The sequence below is a fragment of the Micromonospora sp. CA-259024 genome, assembly GCF_050936255.1.
Classification (GTDB): Bacteria; Actinomycetota; Actinomycetes; order Mycobacteriales; family Micromonosporaceae; genus Micromonospora.
This window is the reverse complement of sequence record NZ_JBNJND010000002.1, coordinates 2,650,454-2,674,031: the sequence shown is the minus strand read 5'-3', so window position 1 is coordinate 2,674,031 and position 23,578 is coordinate 2,650,454. Positions and strand designations below refer to the sequence as shown.

Sequence of the window (23,578 nt, the reverse complement as noted above, 5' to 3'; positions counted from 1 at the left end):
GCGCGATTTCAAGAATCCGGGGGTGGATCAGGCGGTGGCTGGCGACCCCGTTCCGATGAGGGGGTAGCCGGGGGCGTGGCGCGCCCACGGGGCGGCCATCTCGAACTGGCCGGCCACACCGAGCAGCAGCAGCTCCGAGCCGGGCGGACCGACCAGTTGCACGGCTACCGGCAGGCCGTCCGGACGGCGGCCGATCGGCACCACGACCGCCGGCAGGCCGGCGATGTTCCATGGTGCGGCGTACGGGGCGTACCGGATGTTGGCTGCCATGTTCGCCCGCCAGGAACGCTCGGACCACTGCGCCGCCTCCGGCGGTGCGGTGGCCAGCGCCGGGGTGAGCAGCAGGTCGACCGAGTGGTCGGTGAAGAAGTCGACCGACCGTTGCCGCCACGCGGCCCGGTCAGCCTCCCGCACGTAGCCGCGACGCTGCGCCCACTCGCCCAGCGCGACGTGCCGCCGGGTACGCCGTTGCAGGCCCCGCCGGTCCAACCCGGAGGCCCGGACATCGGCGGCGGCGGCGGCGAACCACGTGGCGATGCCCTGGAGGCCGAGCGCGGTGGGGTAGACCGGGTCGGCTGGCACCGTGTCGTGCCCGGCGGCGGCGAGAAGCCGGCCGGCGGCGGCGACGGCGTCCCGGTTGGGCGCGTCCGGCGTGACGCCGCGCACCGGGGAGCGCAGCGAGACACCCACCCGCAGCCGCTGCGGCGGGACCAGCTTCTCTGGACGCCGACCGGCGAGCACCGAGAAGCCGACCGCCGCGTCGGCGACCGTGCTGGTCAACATGCCGTGCTCGGTGAGGCCGAACCAGTCGTCCGCGCCGAGCTGGCAGGGGACCACGCCCCGACCGGGCTTGAGCCCGACCAGGCCGCAACAGGCCGCGGGAATCCGGATCGAGCCGAGACCGTCGTTGCCGTGCGCGATGGGCACCAGCCCGGCGGCCACCGCGGCGGCGGCGCCACCGGAGGACCCGCCGGGGGTACGCGTGCTGTCCCACGGATTGCGGGTGACCGCGCTGTCGTCGTCGGTGAGCGCCCACAGCCCAAGCTCCGGCATCCGGGTCACACCGAGAATCACCGCGCCGGCGCCGCGCAGCCGACGCACCACCTCGTGGTCGGCCTCCGCGACGTCGGTACGGGCGGCCGTCGACCCGTTCCAGGTGGGCAGACCGGCGACCGGGGTGTTCTCCTTGACCGCCACCGGCACCCCGGCCAGCGGCAGGTTGGCCAGGTCCTCCTGCTCGTCGACCTTCTCCGCCTCGGTGATCGCCTCGCCGCCGCGCACGGCACGGAACGCGGCCAGCTCTCGGTCGGCTCGGGAGATGTACTCGAGGTGGTCGGCGACGACCTGGGTGGCCGAGACGTCACCCCGGCGTACGCCCCGGGCGATCTGCTTGGCGGTCGCCCCGACCCAGGTCGCCATGATGTCCTGCACGGCCATCCTCCCCAGCGGTCAGCCCAGCGCCTGCTCCAGATCGGCGAGCAGGTCGTCGACCGTCTCGATGCCGACAGACAGTCGCACGAGATCGCCGGGAACTTCAAGCGGCGAGCCGGCAGCACTTGCGTGTGTCATCCGACCCGGGTGCTCGATCAGGGATTCCACGCCGCCGAGCGACTCGGCGAGCACGAAGAGATTGGTGCGGTTGCAGATCTCCACGGCATGGTCCTCACCACCGGTGGCGCGGAACGAGATCATGCCCCCGAACCGGCGCATCTGCTTGGCGGCCACCTCGTGACCAGGGTGCGAGGGCAGCCCGGGGTAGATCACCTGCGCCACCTTGGCGTGCCCGTCGAGGTACGCGGCGAGCCGCTCGGCGTTGTCGCAGTGCCGGTCCATCCGTACCCCGAGGGTCTTGATGCCGCGCAGCGTGAGCCAGGCGTCGAACGGGCCGTTGATCGCGCCCATCGCGTTCTGGTGGTAGCGCAGCTCCTCGCCGAGTGCGGCATCCGCCACGACGAGCGCTCCACCCACCACGTCGGAGTGACCGCCGATGTACTTGGTGGTGGAGTGCACCACCACGTCCGCGCCGTGCGCGATCGGCTGCTGCAGATACGGCGAGGCGAAGGTGTTGTCGACCACCAGCAGCGCGCCCGCGTCGTGTGCCACGGCGGCCAGGGCGGCGATGTCGGCGATGCCGAGCAGCGGGTTGGTCGGCGTCTCCACCCAGACGATCTTCGTCCGACCGGGCTGCACGGCCGCCCGGATCGCGGACGGGTCGGAGACCTTGGCCGGGGTGAACTCCAGGCCCCAGCGCTGGGCGACGCGGGCGAAGAGCCGGTAGGTGCCGCCGTACGCGTCGTCCGGGATCACCACGTGGTCGCCCGGCTGGCACACGGTCCGCAGCAGGGTGTCCTCCGCCGCCAGGCCGCTGGCGAAGGCGAGACCCACCGGCCCACCCTCCAGAGCTGCCAGGCACTCCTGGAGCGCGTCACGGGTCGGGTTGCCCGAGCGGCTGTACTCGTAGCCGAGCCGGGGCGCGCCGACGGCGTCCTGCGCGTACGTGCTGGTCTGGTAGATCGGTGGGATCACCGCGCCGGTGCGGGCCTCAGGATCCTGGCCGGCGTGGATGGCGAGCGTCTCGAAGCCGTGACTCATTCTGGTGAGGCTAGTGCCCCGTCCCGAAGGTTGGAACGGAACCCGCGCTCCGAGCGGGGCCGGCCTCGCCTGGACCGGAAACGGGCCGGCATAGCCTGGGCCGATGAACGCTTGCGTGTTCTGCGGGATCGTGGCGGGCGAGGTGTCGGCGTTCCGGGTCGCCGACGAGCCCGACGGGATGGCGTTCCTGGACACCCGGCCCGTGTTCAAGGGGCATGTGCTGGTGGTGCCCCGGGTCCATCTGGTGACCCTGGCGGAGTTGCCGTCCGACCTGCTGCCGGGCTACTTCGCGCTGGTCCGGCGGCTGGCGGTGGCGGTGGAGACCGGTCTCGGGGCCGGTGGGACGTTCGTGGCGATGAACAACAAAGTGTCCCAGTCGGTGCCACACCTGCACACCCACGTGGTTCCGCGTACCAAGGGGGACGGGCTGCGGGGCTTCTTCTGGCCGCGCACCCGCTACGCCGACGACACCGAGGCGCAGACGTACGCCGACCGGGTGGCTGCCGCACTGCCGGGTGGGGCCTGACTCACGGTGACGCGGGTAAGGAAGGAAGACCCACCGGTGTTACACGCTGGGAGTGGTACGAGAGGAGATCCCCACGTGTTTTTGCGCCGTATGAACGCCGAGATGGTTTCGCCCGACCAGGCCCTGCCGGGCCGCCCGATCGCCATGCCGGTCGCCGACCGGCACGAGGTGCTGGGCACGCCGTTGAAGGGCCCGTTCCCGGAGGGCCTGCAGGTCGCCGTCTTCGGCATGGGTTGTTTCTGGGGTGCCGAGCGGCTGTTCTGGACGCTGCCCGGCGTCTACACCACCTCCGCCGGTTACGCCGGTGGCATCACCAGGAACCCGACGTACGAGGAGACGTGTTCCGGTCGGACCGGGCACGCCGAGGTCGTCCAGGTGGTGTACGACCCCAGCAAGATCGCTTACGAGGACCTGCTGAAGGTCTTCTGGGAGAACCACGACCCGACTCAGGGCATGCGCCAGGGCAACGACGTCGGCACCCAGTACCGGTCGGCGATCTACACGACCACCGACCAGCAGCGGACCATCGCGGAGTCGTCCCGGGACGCGTTCCAGCCGATCGTGACGCGCGCCGGCAAGGGTGAGATCACCACCGAGATCGCCCCGCTCGGCAGCTACTACTTCGCTGAGGACTACCACCAGCAGTACCTCGCCCCGACGAAGAACCCGAACGGGTACTGCAACCACGGCCCGAACGGGTTGAGCTGCCCGGTCGGTGTGGCCCGTACCGCCGGCTGACCACCGCCCACCTGCACGAGCGTGATGCCCGGCCGCCGATGAGGCGGCCGGGCATTCCCGTTTGGCCCTGTGATCGAAATCCGTTGCAGAGCCCCGTCAGGACTCGATAGCGTGGGCGTACACGTGAAAGGAGGTGGTCCAGACTTGTATAGCAATCGGACTCGTGAGGTGGCTGTCCGCTAGCCGCTGTCCTCGACAGTGATCGGTTCGCCAACAGGCGGGCACCAGCACCATCGTCGAGACCGTGTGGCAGCGGTGCGGCGAATCCACGACAGCCACCCGACCCCCGGGGTGCCGGCCTCAGTCCAGCCGGCCCGCGCGTCAGCGCGGAGCACCCCGGGGGTCGCTTCATATCCGGAGGACCGGCGATGTCGATGCGCGAGCTGGTGGTCCTGGGGACGGCCAGCCAGGCGCCGACCCGTCAGCGCAACCACAACGGGTACGTGCTGCGCTGGGACGACGAGGTGATCCTCTTCGACCCCGGTGAGGGCAGCCAACGCCAGCTCCTGCACACCACGGTCACCGCCACCGACCTGACCCGGATCTGCGTCACCCACTTCCACGGCGACCACTGCCTCGGCCTGCCCGGCACCATCCAGCGGCTCTCCCTAGACCGGGTGGCGCACCCGGTCGCGGTGCACTTCCCCGGCGGCGGCGCCGAATACTTCGCCCGGCTGCGGCATGCCACCTCCTTCTACGAGACCGCCGAGCTGCGGGTGACCCCGATCGAGGCGGACGGGCAGCGGATCGCCCTGGGCTGCGGCACGCTGGAGGCACGCCGGCTGCGACACCCCATCGAGACGTACGGCTACCGGCTGGTCGAGCCGGACGGCTACCGGATGCTGCCGGAGAAGCTGGCCGCGTACGACGTCGCCGGGCCGGCCGTCGGCGAGCTGATCCGCGTCGGGCACCTGGACCTCGACGGGCGCCGTGTCACCCGCGACGAGGTGAGCGTGCCCCGCCCGGGGCAGCGGTTCGCGTTCGTGATGGACACCGGCCTCTGCGACGGGGTGTACGCCCTCGCCGAGCACGCCGACCTGCTGGTCATCGAGTCGACCTTCCTGGAGTCGGAGGCCGCGCTCGCCGCCGAGGTCGGCCACCTGACCGCGGCGCAGGCCGCCCGGGTGGCGACCGAGTCCGGGGTACGCCGGCTCGTGCTCACCCATTTCTCCCAGCGCTATTCCGATCCGCGCCGGTTCCACGACGAGGCGCGGGCGCACTTCGACGGTGAGCTGATCATCGCCGAGGACCTGACCACGGTGCAGGTCCCACCCCGCCGGGTAGCCTCGGCCGGATGACCGTCACGCTCCGCCCCGCGACCGGTGACGACCTGATGGCGGTGGGCGCCCTGCACCAGCGCTCCCGGGTCGCCGCGTACTCCGCCTTCCTGCCGCCTGAGGCCCTGGCCGACCCGACGCCGGAGGCGATGGGCTGGTACTGGGCCGAGCGGTGGCGCTGGGAACGGGACACCCACCGCATGACCGTGGCCGAGCGGGCCGGGACGCTGGTCGGGTTCAGCCACCTGGGCCCGGACGACGAGGACGACCCGTCCACCGGGCTGCTCAACGCGATTCATCTCGACCCGGACGAGCAGGGCCGGGGCACCGGCCGCGCGATGATGGTGGACGCCCTGGACGCCATGCGGGCCCGGGGCTGGCGACACGCCGTGCTCTGGGTGCTCCGGGACAACGCCCACGCCCGCGCCTTCTACGAACGCGGCGGCTGGACCCCGACGGGTGCGGAACGCGAAGAGCACATCGGCACCGCCCCAACCCTCCAGCTGCGCTACAGCCGCCCCCTCTGAGCGGCGCTTGCGCGTGCCAGGAGCCCACCCCTACCGCAGAGCAAAGGACTGGGTAGGGGTGTCCGGTGCCGCCCTGCGGGTCGGCACACGGGTGGCCTGGGAAGGGACTAGTGGGCGCCCAGGTGGGCTAGCAGGTCCTGGCGGGTGAGGACGCCCTTGGGCTTGCCGTCGACGAGGACCAGGGCGGCGTCGGACTTCTCCAGCAGGCCGACAGCCTCACTCACCGGCTGGCCACCACCGATCATCGGCAGCGGGTCGCCCATGTGCCGCTCGATCGTGTCGTGCAGGTGGGCCTGGCCGGTGAACAGCGCGTCGAGCAGGTCCCGCTCGGCGATCGAGCCGGCCACCTCGCCGGTCACCACGGGCGGCTCGGCCTTCAGCACCGGCAGCTGCGAGACGCCGTACTCGCGCATGTAGTCGATCGCGTCACGGACCGTCTCGGTCGGGTGCACGTGCACCAGCTCGGGCAGCCCGCCCGGCTTGCTGGCCAACGCGTCGGCCACCGTCGGCTCGGCACCGGAGTTGTCGAGGAAGCCGTACCGGGCCATCCACGAGTCGTTGAAGATCTTCGAGAGGTAGCCCCGGCCGCCGTCCGGCAGCAGCACCACCACCACGTCGTCCGGGCCGGCCTTGCGGGCGACCTCCAGCGCGGCCACCACCGCCATCCCGCACGAGCCGCCGACCAGCAGCCCTTCCTCGCGAGCCAGCCGCCGGGTCATCTCGAAGGACGCCTTGTCGGACACCTCGACGATCTCGTCGGCCACACCCTGGTCGTACGTCTCCGGCCAGAAGTCCTCCCCGACGCCCTCCACCAGGTACGGCCGGCCGGTGCCGCCGGAGTACACCGAGCCCTCCGGGTCGGCCCCGATGATCCGCACCCGTCCCTCCGAGGCTTCCTTGAGGTAGCGGCCGATGCCGGAGATGGTGCCGCCGGTGCCGACGCCCGCCACGAAGTGGGTGAGACCGCCCTCGGTCTGCTTCCAGAGCTCCGGGCCGGTCGTCTCGTAGTGCGAGCGCGGGTTGGCCGGGTTGCTGTACTGGTCGGGCTTCCAGGCGCCGGGGATCTCCCGGGTCAGCCGGTCGGAGACGTTGTAGTACGAGCGCGGGTCCTCCGGGGCGACCGCGGTCGGGCAGACCACCACCTCGGCGCCGTACGCCCGGAGCACGTCCTGCTTGTCCTGGCTGACCTTGTCCGGGCAGACGAAGACGCACTTGTAGCCCTTGAGCTGGGCCACCAGGGCCAGCCCGACGCCGGTGTTGCCGCTGGTCGGCTCGACGATGGTGCCGCCGGGCTTGAGCAGGCCAGCGGCCTCGGCGTCCTCCACCATCCGCAGCGCGATCCGGTCCTTCACCGAGCCACCCGGGTTGACGTACTCCACCTTGGCGAGCACGGTGGCCTGGATGCCCTCGGTGACGTTACGCAGACGTACCAGCGGGGTGTTGCCGATCATGTCGACGACGTTGTCGTAGTACTGCACGGTGTGCCCTTCGTTGCGGCGCCGGCGATGGCGGCCGGGCAGACGTTTCCTCGCCGCCCAGCGTACGTGTCGTCAGGGTGCCAACCCCCCGGGGATGACCGAGCTGCGGCGGGCCTCCCACTCCAGGAAGCGATCGGTCTCGGCGAGCACGCTGCCGGCCAACCACGTGATCATGACCGCGTCGTCGGCCAGCCCGAAGATCGCCAGCGGGATCTCCGGGAGCAGGTCGATCGGCGAGACGATGTACACCGTCGCCGCGGTCATCAGGGCCAACCGGAGGCCGCCGTCGTACTCCCCCTTGGTGGTGGCCCGGATCATCCGGGGCAGCGCTGCCAACCGGGCGCCCATCGACGGCCCACCGCGCGCCCCGGCCGCCAGTGCCCGCACCAGTGCCGTGAACGCCGCGCTGCGCTTCAGTGTCTTCCCCATCGTCGTGCTCCTCTCCGCCGGATCAGCGTGGCGGGTCGGCGCAAGTCGACCGGCCTCCCCCGCACAGATACCCCGTAGCGTCGGTTTCCAGGCACCCGGGTGGCGTCACGACGACAGCGGCGTGTCGGCCCGGCGCGATAATGTCGCGGTATGGGGGTGGCTGATTCCGTCGTACCCGTTGGTGAGCGCTGGCGGCAGGCCCGGCGGTTCGCCCGCCTAGCGGCCATCGGGACGGTCGCCACCGCGGCAGCCGCGGTGGCGACCGGTGGGGTGCTGCTCGGCCAGGCCCGGCAGGCCCGACGCACCATCCCGATGGCCGAGGCACCGCCGCCGCGCTGCGACGGCGTGTACGGCGCGAAGTTCCCCGGCCCCGCACTCACCATGGTCGTGCTCGGCGACTCGTCGGCGGCCGGCTACGGCGTGCACCGCCGTCGGGAGACACCGGGCGCGCTGCTCGCCACCGGCCTGTCCCGTCGACTGCGCCGGCCGGTGCAACTGCACCGGTTCGCGGTGGTCGGTGCGATCTCTGCGGCTCTGCGCCATCAGGTCGAGGCGGCGCTGGAGTGCCGACCCGACATCGCGGTGATCCTCATTGGCGGCAACGACATCACCAACCGCACGCCGCGCGGCCTCGCGGTGCGCTACCTGGTCGAGGCGGTGCACACGTTGCGCGACGCCGGGTGCGAGGTGGTCGTCGGCACGTGCCCCGACCTGGGCGCGATCCGCCCCATCCAGCCCCCTCTGCGCTGGTTGGCGCACCGGTGGAGCCGCCAGCTCGCCGCGGCCCAGACGGTTGCCGTGGTCGAGGCGGGCGGCTGGACGGTCTCCCTCGGCGATCTGCTCGGCCCCCGGTTCGCCGCCGAGCCGACCCGGATGTTCGCCTGGGATCGGTTCCATCCCTCCGCCGAGGGGTACGCGATGGCCGCCGCCGCGCTCCTGCCGACGATGCTCTCCGTGCTCGGCGCAGGGCAGGAACGACGGGCCACACCGACACGCGGCGAGGGCGTACGGTCGCTGCCGGAGGCCGCACAGGAGGCGGCCCGGCACGCCGGCACGGAAGTCAGCGGCACGCAGGTCCGGGGCCGCGACCGAGGGCCGGCCGGCCGGTGGGCGCAACTGCGTCGCCGGGCGTTCTTCGGTGTCGGCGCCGTGCCGCAGCACGGGTCCGCCTCGGACACCTCGACAGTGGAGGGACTGGCATGAACGAGCGCAGCGAGCGGGGCGTGACCGCCGGCCTTCCCGGCAGGCTGGGCCGGGCGGCGGCATACTCGCTGCTCGCCGGCACCGTGGGCGGCGCGGCCGTCCTGGCCGGCGAGGCGTTCGTCGCCCGGCACCGGCGCTACGCCCAACCGGAGCTGGGGCTGGCCCTGCGAGCCACGATCGGCCGGGAGGGCGCTCCGCCGCTGCGGCTGGTGCTACTCGGCGACTCGTCGGCACTGGGCGTCGGTGTCGACCGCCTCGAGGACACCATCGGCGGGCAGTTGGCCAACCTGCTCGCCGAGGGCCCGACCGGCCGGCGGGTGCACCTGTCGAGTGTCGGCGTCTCCGGGTCCCGCTCGACCGACCTGGCCACGCAGGTGGCCCGGGCCCTGCTCGGTGAGCGGCCCGACGTGGCGCTGATCCTGATCGGCGCGAACGACGCCACCGGGCTGCGCCGGCCCTCCGACGCGGCGGCGTACCTCGGCGCGGCGGTGCACCGGCTGCGCGAGGCGCGGGTCGAGGTGGTGGTGGGCACCTGCCCCGATCTCGGCGCGGTGCGTGCCATCGCACCTCCGCTGCGCCAGGTGGTCAGCTGGTCCGGGCGCCGGACGGCCCGCGCGCAGACCACGGCCGTACTGGACGCTGGCGGTTCGGTCGTCGACCTGGCCACCGAGACCGGGCCGGTGTTCCGGGCCGACGCGGGGACGCTCTGCCACGACGGCTTCCACCCCTCCGCCGACGGCTACCGGGTGTGGGCGCACGCGCTGCTGCCCGCCCTCGCCGCCGCGGCGGCGGTCGCGACCCGGCGCTAGATCGGCCCCGCAGGGGGTGACATTTCCCGCCGCGCCGGCTCCTTCCCCGCCATGTTACTGGCGGGTTAACGTTGGTCCATGCCGATTGAGTCGTCCCGCGACGCCGTCATCGTCGCCACCGCCCGCTCCCCCATCGGCCGGGCGCACAAGGGGTCCCTGCGCGACGTCCGCTCCGACGACCTCGCCGCGACCATCGTCCAGGCCGCCCTGGACAAGATCCCGCAGCTCGATCCGACCACGATCGACGACCTCTACCTCGGGTGCGGTCTGCCCGGCGGCGAGCAGGGCTTCAACATGGCCCGGGTGGTGTCCACACTCCTCGGCCTGGACACGGTGCCCGGCGCCACGCTGACCCGCTACTGCGCCTCGTCGTTGCAGACCACCCGCATGGCCATGCACGCGATCCGCGCTGGTGAGGGCGATGTGTTCGTTTCCGCCGGCGTCGAGATGGTCTCCCGCTACGCCCGGGGCAGCTCCGACGGGCTGCCTCCCGAAGCGCAGGCCCTGGTCGGTGGCAGCTGGGAGAACCCCCGCTTCGGGGCGGCCGGCGAGCGCTCGAAGCGCCGCGCGCAGGGCGGGGCAGAGGTGTGGACCGACCCGCGCGAGGCCGGTGAGCTGCCCGACATCTACCTGACCATGGGGCAGACCGCGGAGAACCTGGCCCAGGTGTACGACGTCACCCGCGCCGACATGGACGAGTTCGGCGTACGCAGCCAGAACCTCGCCGAGAAGGCCATCGCCGACGGCTTCTGGGCCCGGGAGATCACCCCGGTCACCACGCCGGACGGCACCGTGGTGAGCACCGACGACGGGCCCCGCGCCGGCGTCACCCTCGACGCGGTCGCCGGCCTGAAGCCGGTGTTCCGCCCGGACGGCCGGATCACCGCCGGCAACTGCTGCCCGCTCAACGACGGTGCGGCCGCCGTGGTGGTGATGAGCGCCCAGCGGGCCGAGGAGCTTGGGCTCACCCCGCTGGCCCGGATCGTCTCCACCGGTGTGACCGCCCTGTCGCCGGAGATCATGGGTCTCGGGCCGGTCGAGGCGTCCCGGCAGGCGCTGCGCCGGGCTGGCATGACCATCGACGACGTCGACCTCGTCGAGATCAACGAGGCGTTCGCCGCGCAGGTCATCCCCTCCTACCGCGAGCTGGGCATCCCGGAGGAGAAGCTGAACGTGATGGGCGGCGCGATCGCGGTCGGTCACCCGTTCGGCATGACCGGCGCCCGCATCACCGGCACCCTGCTCAACGCACTGGAGTGGCACGACAAGACCATCGGTCTGGAGACGATGTGCGTCGGCGGTGGCCAGGGCATGGCCATGGTGCTCGAGCGGTTGAGCTGAAGCTGACGTCAGAGCGCGCTGCGGGTCGCCGTTACCTCGGCGGCGGCCCGGGCCAGCGCCTCGGCCCCCGGGCCGGCAGCCACCAGGTCTGCCGTCACCACCCGTAGCTGATCGGGCAGGGCCAGGTCGTTGGCGAGCCGGGGCACCACCCGCCGGGGCTCACCCTCGGCGTCGGCGGCCAGGTTGGCGATCTCCTGCACCAACCGGTGCACCAGGTCGGCGCGGGACACGTTGCCGGTGGTCGCGGCCGCTGCCCAACGCGGCTGCTGCCAGTGCCCGATCTGACGGACCAGCAACTGCACGGCCTGATCCAACTCCGCTGCGCTCATCGCCGCCGAGTCTACGGCCGGCCGGCGCGGAGCCCGAGATCGACTCGATTTCCTGGAAATCGGGGCATCACCGCGACCCGGACACCCCGACGTCATGAAAACCGAGTCGATCAAGCCGGCGCGAGGCCGATCCCCGGGGGCCGGCGCGAGGCCGGTCACCGGAGGGCCGGTCACCGGCGCAGGTAGCTGAGCAGCCGCAGCAACTGCCAGTAGAGAAAGACCAACCCGGTGAGCAGGCCGAACGCGCACAGCCACGCGAACCGGCGGGGTCGACCGTCGCGCACCGAGCGTTCGACCAGATCGAAGTCGAGGATGAAGCTGAACGCCCCGGCGATGATGGCCACCACCGAGAAGGCGTACGGCAGCCAGCCGACCTCCCCACTGACGCTGTAGACCGCCAGCCCCGGGCGCCCCGAGATCAGGTACGACACCAGGTTGACCACGCTGAGCACGGCGATGCCGAGCAACGTGCCGATCACCAGGCGGGCGAGCCGGGGCGTCGCCCGGATCACCCGGGCCCGGTAGAGCGCCGCCATGCCGAGGAAGACGCCGAAGGTGCCGGCCACCGCCTGCACCACGATGCCCGGGTACACCTGCTCGAAGGCGCGGCTCGCCACCCCCAGCAGCAGTCCCTGGAGCACGGCGTAGCCGACGATCGGCACCGGGTTGGTGATCCCGCGCAACGAGATGACCAGGACCAGCGCGATCGAGGCGAGCGCGCTGCCGGCCAGGGCGGCGCCCAGCCACGCCGCGTCGGGGATCACCGCCCAGGACACCGCCGCGGCCGCGCCGGTGACGAGCAGCAACCCGACCGTACGGACCACCACCTCGTCGACCGTCATCGGCTCGACGTCACGGGCGCCGAGCACCCGGGCCTCCACCCGACCGGTCTCGTCCAGCCGGTTGAGCACCGGGTTGTTGCTGCGCACCGCCGCCTCCTTCGCCCGCGTACCCCTCGCAGTCACTCTGCCCCGGGCGGCCCGGCGGCGACGGGGAAACGGCGCGCCCGGTGCGAACGACGGCGCCCGCCCCCGCGAGAGCGGGAGCGGGCGCCGGTCGGCAGTGCGGACGAGGTCAGTCGTCGCCCTGGAAGTAGCTCAGCAGACGCAGGATCTCGATGTAGAGCCAGACCAGGCTGACCAGGATGCCGAACGCGGCCGTCCAGGAGTAGCGCTGGGGCAGGCCCATGCGGACGCCGTCCTCGATCTCCTTGAAGCTGAGCACGAAGCTCAGCGAGGCGACCACGATGCAGACCAGGCTGAAGCCGATCGCCAGCGGGCTGCCGTCACGCAGGCCGGTGTTGACGCCGAAGAGTGCCAGCACCAGGTTGATCAGCATGACGGCGAAGAGGCCGACCATCGCCGCGATCATGCCCTTGACGAACGCGGGGGTGGCCCGGATGACCTTCGCCCGGTAGAGCATCGCCATCAGGAAGAAGATGCCGAAGCTGGCGACGGCGGCCTGGAGCACGATGCCGTCGTAGAGCGTCTCGAACGCCTTGCTGACCATGCCGACGAAGACGCCCTCGACGACCGCGTACGCGATGACGAGCGCCGGGTTGGCCATCCGGGAGAACGAGATGATCAAGCCGAGGACCAGCCCGACCACCGCCGCGCCGATCCAGGCGGTACCGACCAGCGCGTCGGGCACGAGCACCCAGGCGGCCGCGGCGGTGATGCCGAGGATGCCGAGCAGAGCGACCGTCTTGACGACCACGTCGTCGACGGTCATGGGCGCCACGGTGGGCGGCGCGGCCGGGTAACCGGCCTGGGACGGGTACTGCTGGGGAATGCCGGGCTGTCCGTACGGCCCGGCCGGTGCGTACCCGGCGGAGCGCTCCCGCTCGGCCGCCTGGCCGAGCCGGGCGAGCACCGGGTTCGAGGTCTTCACTGTCTGGCCTCCCTCAGGGGGTCGTTTGCACGTGAACGTGCCCTCCAAGAGTAAACGGCGCAGCCAAGTCCTGGTGATCACGGATGAGAATGCGTTCGAGCCGACCTGTGCCCGGGGCGGGGGTCGAACCCGCACGCCTTGCGGCAGCCGCTTTTAAGGCGGCCGTGTCTGCCGTTCCACCACCCGGGCGGGTGGCACCGGCGCGCCGACACGCACGGTGCAGTGTCACCGTATCCGGTCTGCGGCGACCCGGCGTACCCCGCCGGGTTGGCCACATTAGGGTCGATGCCGTGAGCAGCGCAGCCCCCACGGCCCCCGACGCCGCCCCTGAGCAGGCCTTCCGCCTCGCCGATCAGATCAACCGCCGACCCCGGGCCACCCGGCTGCTGGCCGCCGTCCACCGACACCGGGCGGACCTGCTGGTCGCCCTGGCCTGCGCGGTGCTGGCCGGCTGGCTCACCCACGGGCTCTGGCCCAACCCGGCGGGCCGCACCCTGGCGCTCAACCCGGAGGACCAGGCCCTCTACGAGTGGTTCCTGGCGGTCGACGCCCGCGCGCTGCTCGGCGACTTCGGTCTGCTCACCGACCGGCTCAACGCCCCCGACGGCGTCAACCTGATGGCCAACACCACGGTGATCGCGCTCGGAATCGCCCTCGCGCCGGTCACCCTGCTGCTGGGCGCGCCGGTCGCCTTCGCGCTGCTCGCCGCCGCCAACCTCGCCGGCACCGCCCTCGCCTGGTACCTGCTGTTCCACCGGACGTTGCGCGCCCGCCGGCTCGCCGCCGCGCTCGGCGGAGGGCTGTGCGGGTTCGGCCCCGGCATGGTCTCGCAGACCAACAGCCACCTGCACATGACCGCCCAGTGGCTGGTGCCGGTGATCGTCTGGCTGGTGGTCCGACTGCTGCGGGCGTCCGACCCGGGGCCCGCGGCACCCGGTCAGGCCGGGCACACCCGGCCCGCCGGGCCGGATCGCCGGCGGATGGTCACCTCCGCGGCAGGGCTGGCCGCCGCGGTCACCGCGCAGGTCTTCATCGGTGAGGAGGTGCTCTTCCTCGCCGCCGTCACACTGCTGGTGATGGCGATCAGCTACGCCGTGGCGGACCGGGACCTGGCCCGGCGGGCACTGCCCGGCTTCGCCGGTGGGCTGGCGATCGCCGCCGGGCTCGCCCTGCTGGTGCTCGGCTACCCGCTGTGGTTCCAGTTCGCCGGGCCGCAGGGGGTCGCCGACGGCATGTTCACCCCGGCCTACTTCTCCGCCGACCTGAGCAGTTGGTGGACGATCTCCCCACTGTCGGTGGCCGGCAGCGACGAATCCGCCCGGCTGACCACCGGCCCGGCGGAGTACAACACCTTCCTCGGCTGGCCCCTGCTGCTGGTCGCCGCCGCCTGCGCGATCTGGGTCGGGCGACGCCGACTGGTCTTCGCCTGCGTCGTGGCGGGCCTGGTGATGGGTGCGCTCTCGCTCGGCCCGGAGGTGGTGCTCGGCGGCACCAGGACCGCGCTTCCCGGCCCGTACGCCCTGATCGGCGGGCTGCCGATCGTGGACGGCGCGTTGCCGATGCGGTTCGCGCTGGCGTTGTTGCCGATCATCGCGACGCTGCTGGTGCTGGCCGTCGACCGGGCTCTGCGCAGCACCGGTCGGGCGCGACGGCTGGTGCCGTTGGCCGTCGGCGCGGCGCTGCTGCCGATCTTCCCGACCCCGCTGCCGACCGCCGAACGACCCGCCCTGCCGGAATTCGTCACCGGCGGCCACTGGCGGCAGTGCGTACACCCCGGCGGGGTGCTGGTTCCGGTGCCGCTGCCCACGCCCAAGGAGCCCTGGCCGATGCGCTGGGCAACCGCCGCCGACGCCGGCTTCGGTCTGCCGGAAGGGTTCTTCATCGGCCCGTACGGGCGGGGCGGCACCGCGGCGATGGGCACCTTCAAGCAGCCCACCTCCGCCCTGCTGGCGGACGTCGCCCGGCGCGGCGACCAACCGGCCATCGGTGACGAGCAGCGCCGTCAGGCCGCCCGCGACGCGGACTTCTGGGGTGCCTCCTGTGTGGCGTTGACCGACGACGCCCCGCACGCCGACAGCCTGCGGTCCACCCTGGAGCAGCTCTACGGCCCGGCCACCCGCATCGCCGACGCCTGGATCTGGCGGGTCTGACAGCGCCGGGCTCGGACGATCCCGGACGCAAAGAAGGGGCCCCTCCTACACCGGAAACGGTAAGAAGGGGCCCTTCCGTACAGCTGGGTCAGACGCGGGGCGCGCCAACCGGCTGGGACGCCTCGACGAACTCCTCGCGCGGGTCGTGCAGCTGACCCAGGGCGACCACCTCACGCTTGAGGAAGAACGCCAACGACCAGTCCACCACCACGCGGACCTTGCGGTTGAACGACGGGATCCGGCTCATGTGGTACGTCCGGTGCATGACCCAGGCCGGCCAGCCGGTCATCTTGATGCCGTACACCTGGGCGACGCCCTTGTGCAGGCCGAGGCTCGCGACACTGCCGACGTGCTTGTGCTTGTAGTTGACCGGCTCGCGGCCCCGGATCACGGCCACGATGTTGTCGGCCATCCGGGCGGCCTGGCGCACCGCGTGCTGGGCGCTCGGCGAGCAGAAGTTGCCCGGCTCCTTGGTGAGATCCGGCACGGCGGCGCAGTCGCCGGCGCTCCAGGCACCCTCGACGACCTCGTCACCGTCGACCACCTGAAGGGTCGGCAGGCAGGTGATCCGTCGACGGTCGTCACGGGGGAAGTCGGTCGAGTCCAGCATCGGCGACGGCTTCACCCCGGCCGTCCAGACGATCGTGTCGGACCGGAAGCTGTCACCGTCGGAGAGCTTGACCACCCCGTCGACGCAGGACTCGAGCCGGGTGTCCAGGCGGATGTCCATGTTCCGCTTCAGCAACTGCTGGACGGTATAGGCGCCCATGTCCCGGTCGACCTCGGGCAGCACCCGCTGGGTGGCCTCGACCAGCACCCAGCGAACCTCGTCCTGGTTCAGCTCCGGGTAGTAGCGCAGGGCGTCGCGAGCCATGTCCTCCATCTCGGCGAGCGCCTCGATGCCGGCGTACCCACCGCCGACGAAGGTGAAGGTCAGCGCCGAGCGGCGGACGTCCTCATCCGCCGTGGCGGCAGCGACGTCGAGCCGGTCCAGCACGTGGTTGCGCAGGTAGATCGCCTCGCCGATGGTTTTGAACCCGATGCCCTGCTCGTGCAGGCCGGGGATCGGCAGGGTGCGGGAGACCGAGCCCGGGGCCACGATCACGTGGTCGTACGTGATCTCCCGGGCCGGGCCGCTGATCGGCTGCACGGTGGCCACCTTGCGGTTGTGCTCGATCCGCGTGACCGTTCCGGCCACCATCTTGCACCGACGCAACTCCCGCCGCAGCGGCACCACGGAGTGCCGCGGGGAGATGTTGCCCGCCGCCGCCTCGGGCAGGAACGGCTGATAGGTCATGTGCGGCTGGGGGTCCACCACCATGACCTCAGCCTCACGGGAGCTGAGCTTCTTCGACAGGCGCAGGGCGGCGTAGAGACCGACGTGCCCAGCACCAACCACAAGGATCCGCTTCGGATTCACGTCGTCTATCTTTCCCCGGCCGGCTCAGGTAATCCCGCTCGCGCCCCCCATCTGTGACGGAGCACAACCCCTGTGACCTGCCTAACCCTCATGTCACAGCGTTTACCGACGCCGCAGCAGCCAGCCGAGCAACGCTGCCGTCCCCACGGCCACCAAGAGTCCCAGCACGGTTACCCACTGATATCCGGTTTCGCCACCCGTGTCCGAGACCTGCAACAACAGCACCCCGAGGACGGCGGTGCCCAGCAGGACAGCGGCCGAACGCAGCAACCACCGGGTGATCAACTCCGGGTCCACCACCGCGTCGTAGGGCAACAGCGCGGCCAGCGCGCAGAGGGTGTGGCCCAGATAGAGCAGGGCGGCGATGGCGAGCAGACGCCAGAGGGCGACCGGGCGGCCGTACCCGTCGGTGGCGAGCAGCCAGCCACCGACCGTGACCAGTGCGGTGAAGGTCGCCCAGACCCGTCGCGGACCGACCGCCGGTAACAGCGCGGCCACCGCCAGGAAGAGGATCGTCCGGCCGGAAAGCGCCTCGGCGGGGAACGCCAGGGCAAACCCGGCAAACACCGTGACGAAGATCCCGGCCCGAACCAGAAGCGGGGCCACGCTGATGCGGGCGACAGCATTCTGGGCCGCCCGGACCCGTCCGGTCACGACGTCGATCATCTGCGCGCTCACCGGACTCGCCTTTCGTTCGCGACCGCGGGGCTCGTAAGCTCACTCCTCGCGCTCACCGGACTCGCCTTTCGTTCGCGACCGCGGGGCTCGCAAGCTCACTCCTCGCGCTCACCGGCCACCCACTCTCGGTGCCGTCGCCAACCGGGCCACGTCCCGCAGCACCTGGTCCAGGCTGCCGGCGCCGGCCCAGCGCACCACCGGCACGCCGTGCTCCCGGAGCTGCCCGATCATGATCTCGCGATCCAGACGCCACAGCCGGTACGCCACCTCGGCCCAGCCCCGGTCCTTTGGCGACGCCAGGTCGGTCGGCAACGTGTCGACCGCCACCACGAACCGCCCGGCGCGGGTCAGCCGGGCGAGCATCTGCGCGGACCGTTCGTCCAGCAGCGGGGTGAGCACCACCACCAGCGCGTCCGAGGAGAGCAGTTGCGGGCCGAAGACCTGGTCGTACGGCTCGTGCGAGGACGAGCGGACGCGTACGTCGAGCAGCCACTCCAGGACGGTCAGGTACTGCCGACGCCCGGCGGCCGGACGCAGGCGGCGAGCCGCCGGCCCGTACTCCAGCAGGGAGACCCGGTCGCCGCGGTGCAGGTAGTGCTCGGCGATCGCGGCGGTGGCCCGGACGGTGGTGTCCAACACCGAGGCGGCGCGCCCAACCCCACCGGAACGGCCCGCCTCGGCGAGCACGTCGAGCAGCACCACCACCTCCGCGTCCCGGTCGGAGAGGGTGGAGGCCACGTGCAACTGCCGGGCGCGCAACGAGACCCGCCAGTCGATACGGCGCAGCCGGTCCCCGGGGGCGAAGATCCGTACGCCGGCCAGCTCACCGCCCTCGCCGGGCCGCCGGGAGTGGTGCGCCCCGACCAGGCCGGCGGCGCGGGGCATCGCCTCCACAGCCTCGAACGGCTCGGTACGCGGGTACACCCGCACCTGGACCGGCTCAGTGATCACCGCCCGGGAGACCAGCAGGCCACCCGCCGTGGCGACCCGGGCACCGGCCGGACCGACCGGGTGCCGGCCCCAGCGCAGGGCACGACCCGCCAGGTCCAGGTCAACCGCCGAACCGGTGGGCACCGACGTCACGAACGGCCGGTCGACGACGGAACGGCCCGTGCCGCTGGCCGGAGCCACGGCACCGGCCAGCGCCGTCGTAGCGGCCGGTGGCACGTCGTCGACCGCCTCGTCGCGGGCGAACCCAGCCCGCTCGATCCGCAGCCACGGCGACACGCGGGAACGCAGCACCACCATGTCGTAGTCGACGCTGTCCGGGTTGCCGACGCTCACCGCCGCCGTCACGTCGCCGCCCTCGACCAGCGGCCCGCCGTCATCACCCGCGGTGATCCACACCTGCGGCAGCGCCGTGGGCCGCCGGCGCAGCGCGTACGCGGTGCCCAGCGCGAACGGGGCGGCCAGCACGATCAGGTCTACCCGCCCCAGCAGCACCCCTGCCACCAGCAACAGGCCGGCGAGCAGCACCGCCCGGCCGAGCGCCGGGGTGGGCGCCCAGCCGGCAGCCGCTTCCGGCTCGGCGGCTCTCGGCACGGTCGGTCCGGTCATCAGCGCCGGGGCCCGCCGGCGGCGTAGCTGGGCAGCGCGCCACTCGCCGGTGCGGGGGTCGCCTCCAGCACCTCGCCGACCACGAACGCCGGATCGACCCGGCGCAACCACATCTCGGGGCGCAGAGTGATCCGGTGGGCCAGGGCGGGCGCCGCCACCTCCTTGACGTCCTCCGGCACCACGTAGTCCCGTCCACCGAACACCGCGCGGACCCGGGCCAGCAGCAGCAGCGCCAGCGAACCGCGCGGCGAGGCGCCGACCAGCACCGACGGGTGCTCCCGGGTGGCCGCGGTGAGGGACACGATGTAGCGGCCGATGGAGTCCTCCACCACCACGTCCTCCAGGGCGGCCTGCATGGCCCGCAGCGTGGCCGCGTCGACCACCGGCTTGATCTCCGCCTCCTCGCGGCGACGGCCCATCCGACGGCGCAGCACCTCCCACTCCTCCTCGTGCTGGGGGTAACCGAAGGAGACCCGCAGCAGGAACCGGTCCAGCTGCGCCTCGGGCAGCGGGTAGGTGCCCTCGTACTCGATGGGGTTGGCGGTGGCCAGCACGTGGAACGGCTCGTCCAGCTTGTAGGTCACCCCCTCCACCGAAACCTGCTTCTCCTGCATGGCCTCCAGCAACGCGGACTGGGTCTTCGGGGGCGTCCGGTTGATCTCGTCGGCGAGGAGCAGGTTGGTGAAGACCGGGCCGGCCCGGAAGGTGAAGTCGCCGTTGCGCTGGTCGTAGAGGAACGAGCCGGTGACGTCGGCGGGGAGCAGGTCGGGGGTGAACTGCAACCGGCGGAAATCCAACCCGAGCGCCTGCGCGAACGAACGCGCGGTGAGCGTCTTGCCGAGCCCCGGCAGATCCTCCAGGAGCACGTGCCCGCCCGCCAGGATGCCGGCGAGGACCAACTCCAACGCGTCCCGCTTGCCGACCACGACGGTGCCGACCGCGTCCAGGACCGTCCGAGCCAGGTGGCCGACCTCGGCGGGGGCAATGCTCCGGTCCACGTCGTTCATTCAGATCTTCTCCAGTTCGGCGACGATCACCGCGAGGTCGCGCGGCGACGGGGTGCGACGAGGCGGGGTCTCCAGGAACGTCCACAGCCGGTCACCCAGCAGGGCACGGGCGCGGACCGGATCCGACTCACGGGTGACGCCGTGCTTCAGGCGCATCCGTTCGTCGGCCAGTTCTCCGAGCCGGGGCAGGACCACGTCGCTGAACCGTTCGGGTCGTGTCGTGGACCAGTCCAACGGCCGTTCCCAACGGTTGATGGCGGTACGCAGCGCGTCCCGGGCATCCCAGTTGTAGCTGCCGTCGTCCTCGCCCGTCACGACCCGGCCACCTGCCGGCTGCGGGGGTGGCGGCGCGAGCAGAGCGGTGATCCGGCGGACAGCCAGGACGGCGAGCACCCCGGCGATCAGTACCGGCAACGACACCTGGAGGCCGACCGCGCGGAGGCCGACGAGCAGCACCGCGACCACAGCGGCGGCCCACGCGAGCGAGCGCAGCACCGGCCCGGCGCGGGAGCCGCGCGCCTGCGGGCCCGCCGGTGACGCCTCCTCCTCGAACGCGAGCAGGTCGTCGATGCTGGTGCTACTCATGCGGAGCCGCCTTGGTTCGCGACTGCGGGGCTCGCAAAACCGGCTCACTCCTCGCGCTCACGGAGCCGCCCTTGGTTCGCGACTGCGGGGCTCGCAAAACCGGCTCACTCCTCGCGCTCACGGGGTCACCACCGCTGAGAGCTCCCCGCGTAGCCGGCGTAGCGCGGCGCGGGACTGGTCGCGGGTGCCTTCGTCGACCGGGCGGGTGGCGTACCGGGCTTCCCGGTAGACGTGCGCGAACTCGGCCAGCACGTCGGTGCTGACGATCGCCGGCACCCCGGCTGCCGGATCACCGCGAAGCAGCCGGCTGACCAGGTCGGTGGGGGTGTCCCCGGCGAGCCGTGGAACACCGGCCGCCGCAGCGGCCTCCTCCAGGCGTACCCAGCAGGCGATCACCGCCACCCGGGGGTCGGTGTCCCGGTCGTCGAGCTCGACCAGGCCGGCATCGAGGGCGGCGACCACCTCGCGGGCGGTGCCCTCCGCGGTACGCCGGGCCCGCTGCGCCGGCAACGCCCGGGTGGTGCGGCGCAGCGCACCCCGAATCAGGATCCAGGAGAGGTAGCCGAACGCGGCGAGGATGGCCAGCCCGAGCAGCACCATCGCCACGGTGGCGATCCACTGCGGTATGTGCGCCTGGGTGGCCTCGCCGGCGTCGCGCGGTTCGACCGGGATGGACGGCGCCGGTTCGGCGGTCGGGTACTCGGGCACCCAGGGCACGTTGTCCGCGGCCGGCGGGATCCGGCTGGCCCCGATCGACGAGTGGGCGGACGCCAGCGCGGCACCGGCGAGCAGGGCGGCGACCGCGCCCACCGGCCACCACCGGCGGAGCAGGCCGAGCGCCGGGCGCAACACCCCCGGCTCGACGGCCGGGGACGGCGTGGGCGGGCGCGTTCCGTCTGTCATCGCCACCGCCCCACGCGTTCTCAGTCCACTCCGGCCAGCTGCTTGGCCTGGCCGAAGAGGTCGTCCAGCATCTCTGGTGTCAGTCGCCCCGTGAAGGTGTTCTGCTGGCTGACGTGGTAGCAGCCCAGCAACTCCGGAGCGTTCGTGCCGGACCAGTGTGCCCCATGACCGAACGCCGGTCGCGGGCTGGGCGGGCGCTGCCCGTACACCTCACGCAGCACCGGCCACCACGCGGCCCAGGCGAACGCGCCCAGCGCGACCACGACGCGCAGGGTGGGCCGGATCAGCGTGACCTCGCGGTGCAGCCAGGGTGCGCAGGTGTCCCGCTCCTGCGGGGTTGGCTTGTTGTCCGGTGGCGCACATCGGACGGCCGAGAAGATCCGGAGGTCCCGCAGGACGAGCCCGTCGTCGGCGGCGACGCTGGTCGGCTGGTTGGCCAGCCCGGCCCGGTGCAGCGCGGCGAACAGCACGTCACCCGACCGGTCGCCGGTGAAGATCCGGCCGGTGCGGTTGCCGCCGTGCGCGGCGGGCGCCAGCCCGAGGATGGCGATCCGCGCGTCGCCGGTGCCGAAGCCCGGCACCGGCCGGCCCCAGTATTCCTGGTCACGGAAGGCGGCCCGGCGGGTGCGGGCGACCTCCTCCCGCCACTGGACCAACCGTGGGCAGGCGAAACAGTCGCTCACCGCCGCGTCGAGGTCGGCCAGGTCGGCCGCCCGCGCTGCGTGGGCGACCACCTGCTCCGGGGTACGCGACTCAGCCAAGCTTGGCCCGGAAGAGTTCCAGGGTGCGGGCCCAGGCGCTGGCGGCGGACCGCTGGTCGAACGCCTCCGGCCGGTCGTCGTTGAAGAACGCGTGCGAGGTGCCCAGGTAGTCGTAGAGGTGGCAGGTGCCACCGGCCTCCTCGATGGCCCTGCGGGCGGTCTGTACGCCCTCGTCGGCCGAGGTGCCGTCCTCTTCGGAGCAGTGGATGACCGCGGTCTTGCCGGCGTAGTCGGCCCAGTCGGGACGCATCGACTCCCACGGGAGCACGGGATAGAAGCCGGCGGTGGCGACGATCCGCTCGGAGAGGGTGGCTGACCAGAGGGCCAGGCTGCCACCGGCGCAGAAGCCCACGGCACCGACCTTACCGGTGACCTCCGGCCGCGCGGCGAGATAGTCGGCAGCGCCGGCGATGTCCTTCGCCGCCTCGTCCATCCGCATCGCCATCAGCAGCCGCTGCGCCTCGTCCGGCTCGCTGGTCGTCTCACCGTGGTAGAAGTCCGGGGCGAGAGCGACGAAGCCGGCCTCGGCGAACCGGTCCGCCACCGACCGGATGTGCGGGACGAGGCCCCACCACTCCTGGATGACGATGACGGCGGGGCTGGCCATGCCGCTCGCGGGTATCGCGAGATACCCCTCGCTCGTGCCCCCGTTGCTGCGGTAGCTCACCATCTCGCCCATGGGCCGTCCTCCTAGCGGTCAGTCATCGTTGGCTGGTCGCCCAGTGGTCCTACGTGCCGGTAGCCTGCCATGCCGCGCCGCCGCCGGGAAGACGCCGGAACAGTGGCATTCACCTCCCGTTCGCCCGCCGGTGACTCCGGGTACGCCGACGGCGGCGGGGTTGCCCCCGCCGCCGTCGACCCGATCTGTCGCTCTGGTCAGGCCTTCTTGGTCAGGCAGAGCACATAGCCCGTCTTGCCCGGCTCGATGCTGGAGAAGACGTACGCCTCCTCGCCTTCCTTGAAGTACTGGCTACAGGCGGTGTCGGCCTTGGCCTGCGCCTCGCTCTGGTCGTCCACCCGACCGACCACGTTGTACGCCGCGTCGGTGGAGGTGCACTCGACGACCTTGGCGCCCTTGACCGTCTCCTGCTCGGTGCCGGTGATCTCGGGCAGCTCGGCGATGCAGTCGCCGGCCTTGGCGGCGGCGGTCTCGTCCTTGTTGAAGTAGTTGCCGATCGCCGAGGCGATGCCGAACTTCAGGCCGGCGACAACGACGATTGCGAGGATCGCGCCGACGATGCCGAGGGCCTTCCTTCCACCGGGCTTCTTCGCCTCCGGCTCGGCCGGCTGGGGTGGTGCGGCCTCGGGCGCGGGGGGCGGTGCGACCTGCTCTGACACGGGGGTTCCTTCCGAGGGGTTGATGAGCAGACGACACCGT

At 72.2% G+C, this 23,578-nt stretch carries 23 protein-coding genes, 1 tRNA gene and 1 pseudogene; 8 read left to right on the top strand and 17 right to left on the bottom strand.

Features of this window, described 5'->3' with window-relative positions:
- Nucleotides 1-27 precede the first annotated feature (27 nt).
- On the bottom strand, nt 28-1,437 hold the full coding sequence (locus tag ACQEUX_RS32045; protein ID WP_433056430.1) for an amidase: 1,410 nt from the start codon (nt 1,435-1,437) through the stop codon (nt 28-30).
- Nucleotides 1,438-1,449: 12 nt separating this feature from the next.
- Complete coding sequence (locus ACQEUX_RS32040; RefSeq protein WP_433056428.1) at nt 1,450-2,592, bottom strand: cystathionine gamma-synthase; 1,143 nt, start codon at nt 2,590-2,592, stop codon at nt 1,450-1,452.
- Between the two features lie 103 nt (nt 2,593-2,695).
- On the opposite strand from ACQEUX_RS32040, the gene ACQEUX_RS32035 reads away from it, so the two are divergent.
- From ACQEUX_RS32035 to ACQEUX_RS32020, 4 genes are all read left to right on the top strand, one after another.
- A complete protein-coding gene (locus ACQEUX_RS32035) occupies nt 2,696-3,118 on the top strand; it encodes an HIT family protein (RefSeq protein ID WP_433056426.1) in 423 nt (140 codons plus the stop codon).
- 75 nt (nt 3,119-3,193) lie between these two features.
- Nucleotides 3,194-3,856: a peptide-methionine (S)-S-oxide reductase MsrA gene (gene msrA / locus ACQEUX_RS32030; RefSeq protein ID WP_433056424.1), complete on the top strand. Its 663-nt coding sequence runs from the start codon at nt 3,194-3,196 to the stop codon at nt 3,854-3,856.
- Between the two features lie 368 nt (nt 3,857-4,224).
- Nucleotides 4,225-5,154 (top strand): ribonuclease Z, encoded by a 930-nt coding sequence (locus ACQEUX_RS32025; protein WP_433056422.1) that lies wholly within the window; start codon nt 4,225-4,227, stop codon nt 5,152-5,154.
- Nucleotides 5,151-5,660, top strand: coding sequence for an N-acetyltransferase family protein (locus ACQEUX_RS32020; RefSeq protein ID WP_433056420.1), 510 nt, complete (start codon nt 5,151-5,153; stop codon nt 5,658-5,660). Before ACQEUX_RS32025 ends, ACQEUX_RS32020 begins: the two co-directional genes overlap by 4 nt.
- 107 nt (nt 5,661-5,767) lie before the next feature.
- On the opposite strand, the gene ACQEUX_RS32015 is transcribed toward ACQEUX_RS32020, so the two are convergent.
- Together ACQEUX_RS32015 and ACQEUX_RS32010 are read right to left on the bottom strand one after the other, a co-directional pair.
- Nucleotides 5,768-7,138, bottom strand: a complete 1,371-nt coding sequence (locus ACQEUX_RS32015) for a cystathionine beta-synthase (RefSeq protein WP_433056418.1) — start codon at nt 7,136-7,138, stop codon at nt 5,768-5,770.
- A gap of 72 nt (nt 7,139-7,210) precedes the next feature.
- Nucleotides 7,211-7,567, bottom strand: a complete 357-nt coding sequence (locus tag ACQEUX_RS32010) for a YkvA family protein (protein ID WP_433056416.1) — start codon at nt 7,565-7,567, stop codon at nt 7,211-7,213.
- 150 nt (nt 7,568-7,717) lie between these two features.
- Here ACQEUX_RS32010 and ACQEUX_RS32005 point away from each other — a divergent pair.
- From ACQEUX_RS32005 to ACQEUX_RS31995, 3 genes and pseudogenes are all read left to right on the top strand, one after another.
- Nucleotides 7,718-8,784, top strand: a pseudogene (locus tag ACQEUX_RS32005) (SGNH/GDSL hydrolase family protein); the annotation flags it as partial.
- Nucleotides 8,767-9,579, top strand: coding sequence for an SGNH/GDSL hydrolase family protein (locus ACQEUX_RS32000; protein ID WP_433057289.1), 813 nt, complete (start codon nt 8,767-8,769; stop codon nt 9,577-9,579). The pseudogene ACQEUX_RS32005 and the gene ACQEUX_RS32000, both read left to right, overlap by 18 nt.
- 78 nt (nt 9,580-9,657) lie before the next feature.
- Nucleotides 9,658-10,920 (top strand): acetyl-CoA C-acetyltransferase, encoded by a 1,263-nt coding sequence (locus ACQEUX_RS31995; protein ID WP_433056414.1) that lies wholly within the window; start codon nt 9,658-9,660, stop codon nt 10,918-10,920.
- Between the two features lie 8 nt (nt 10,921-10,928).
- On the opposite strand, the gene ACQEUX_RS31990 is transcribed toward ACQEUX_RS31995, so the two are convergent.
- The 4 genes from ACQEUX_RS31990 to ACQEUX_RS31975 all read right to left on the bottom strand — a co-directional run bounded on the left by ACQEUX_RS31990 (nt 10,929) and on the right by ACQEUX_RS31975 (nt 13,328).
- Complete coding sequence (locus ACQEUX_RS31990; protein ID WP_433056412.1) at nt 10,929-11,249, bottom strand: hypothetical protein; 321 nt, start codon at nt 11,247-11,249, stop codon at nt 10,929-10,931.
- 170 nt (nt 11,250-11,419) lie between these two features.
- Entirely contained in the window at nt 11,420-12,178 is a 759-nt protein-coding gene (locus ACQEUX_RS31985; RefSeq protein WP_433056410.1) for a Bax inhibitor-1/YccA family protein, read from the bottom strand.
- A gap of 145 nt (nt 12,179-12,323) precedes the next feature.
- On the bottom strand, nt 12,324-13,139 hold the full coding sequence (locus tag ACQEUX_RS31980; RefSeq protein WP_433056408.1) for a Bax inhibitor-1/YccA family protein: 816 nt from the start codon (nt 13,137-13,139) through the stop codon (nt 12,324-12,326).
- A gap of 108 nt (nt 13,140-13,247) precedes the next feature.
- A tRNA-Leu gene (locus ACQEUX_RS31975) sits at nt 13,248-13,328 on the bottom strand.
- 101 nt (nt 13,329-13,429) lie between these two features.
- On the opposite strand from ACQEUX_RS31975, the gene ACQEUX_RS31970 reads away from it, so the two are divergent.
- Nucleotides 13,430-15,289 carry a hypothetical protein gene (locus tag ACQEUX_RS31970; RefSeq protein ID WP_433056406.1) on the top strand — a complete coding sequence of 620 codons (1,860 nt, stop codon included), beginning with the start codon at nt 13,430-13,432 and terminating at the stop codon, nt 15,287-15,289.
- A gap of 88 nt (nt 15,290-15,377) precedes the next feature.
- Here the strand turns inward: ACQEUX_RS31970 and ACQEUX_RS31965 are convergent, their stop codons facing one another.
- The 9 genes from ACQEUX_RS31965 to ACQEUX_RS31925 all read right to left on the bottom strand — a co-directional run bounded on the left by ACQEUX_RS31965 (nt 15,378) and on the right by ACQEUX_RS31925 (nt 23,538).
- Nucleotides 15,378-16,709: an NAD(P)/FAD-dependent oxidoreductase gene (locus tag ACQEUX_RS31965; protein WP_433056404.1), complete on the bottom strand. Its 1,332-nt coding sequence runs from the start codon at nt 16,707-16,709 to the stop codon at nt 15,378-15,380.
- Nucleotides 16,710-16,811: 102 nt separating this feature from the next.
- The gene (locus ACQEUX_RS31960; RefSeq protein WP_433057287.1) at nt 16,812-17,372 is read right to left on the bottom strand and encodes an LPXTG cell wall anchor domain-containing protein; all 561 of its coding nucleotides are present in this window, start codon (nt 17,370-17,372) and stop codon (nt 16,812-16,814) included.
- 123 nt (nt 17,373-17,495) lie between these two features.
- A complete protein-coding gene (locus ACQEUX_RS31955) occupies nt 17,496-18,944 on the bottom strand; it encodes a DUF58 domain-containing protein (RefSeq protein WP_433056402.1) in 1,449 nt (482 codons plus the stop codon).
- Nucleotides 18,944-19,951 (bottom strand): AAA family ATPase, encoded by a 1,008-nt coding sequence (locus tag ACQEUX_RS31950; RefSeq protein WP_433056400.1) that lies wholly within the window; start codon nt 19,949-19,951, stop codon nt 18,944-18,946. Before ACQEUX_RS31950 ends, ACQEUX_RS31955 begins: the two co-directional genes overlap by 1 nt.
- Nucleotides 19,952-20,536 carry a hypothetical protein gene (locus tag ACQEUX_RS31945; protein WP_433056398.1) on the bottom strand — a complete coding sequence of 195 codons (585 nt, stop codon included), beginning with the start codon at nt 20,534-20,536 and terminating at the stop codon, nt 19,952-19,954.
- 117 nt (nt 20,537-20,653) lie between these two features.
- Entirely contained in the window at nt 20,654-21,439 is a 786-nt protein-coding gene (locus tag ACQEUX_RS31940) for a DUF4129 domain-containing protein (protein ID WP_433056397.1), read from the bottom strand.
- 20 nt (nt 21,440-21,459) lie between these two features.
- Nucleotides 21,460-22,173: a uracil-DNA glycosylase gene (locus ACQEUX_RS31935; protein WP_433056395.1), complete on the bottom strand. Its 714-nt coding sequence runs from the start codon at nt 22,171-22,173 to the stop codon at nt 21,460-21,462.
- A 19-nt stretch (nt 22,174-22,192) separates the two neighbouring features.
- Nucleotides 22,193-22,879, bottom strand: a complete 687-nt coding sequence (locus ACQEUX_RS31930) for a dienelactone hydrolase family protein (RefSeq protein ID WP_433056393.1) — start codon at nt 22,877-22,879, stop codon at nt 22,193-22,195.
- A gap of 197 nt (nt 22,880-23,076) precedes the next feature.
- Nucleotides 23,077-23,538 (bottom strand): LppU/SCO3897 family protein, encoded by a 462-nt coding sequence (locus ACQEUX_RS31925; protein ID WP_433056391.1) that lies wholly within the window; start codon nt 23,536-23,538, stop codon nt 23,077-23,079.
- Nucleotides 23,539-23,578 lie beyond the last annotated feature (40 nt).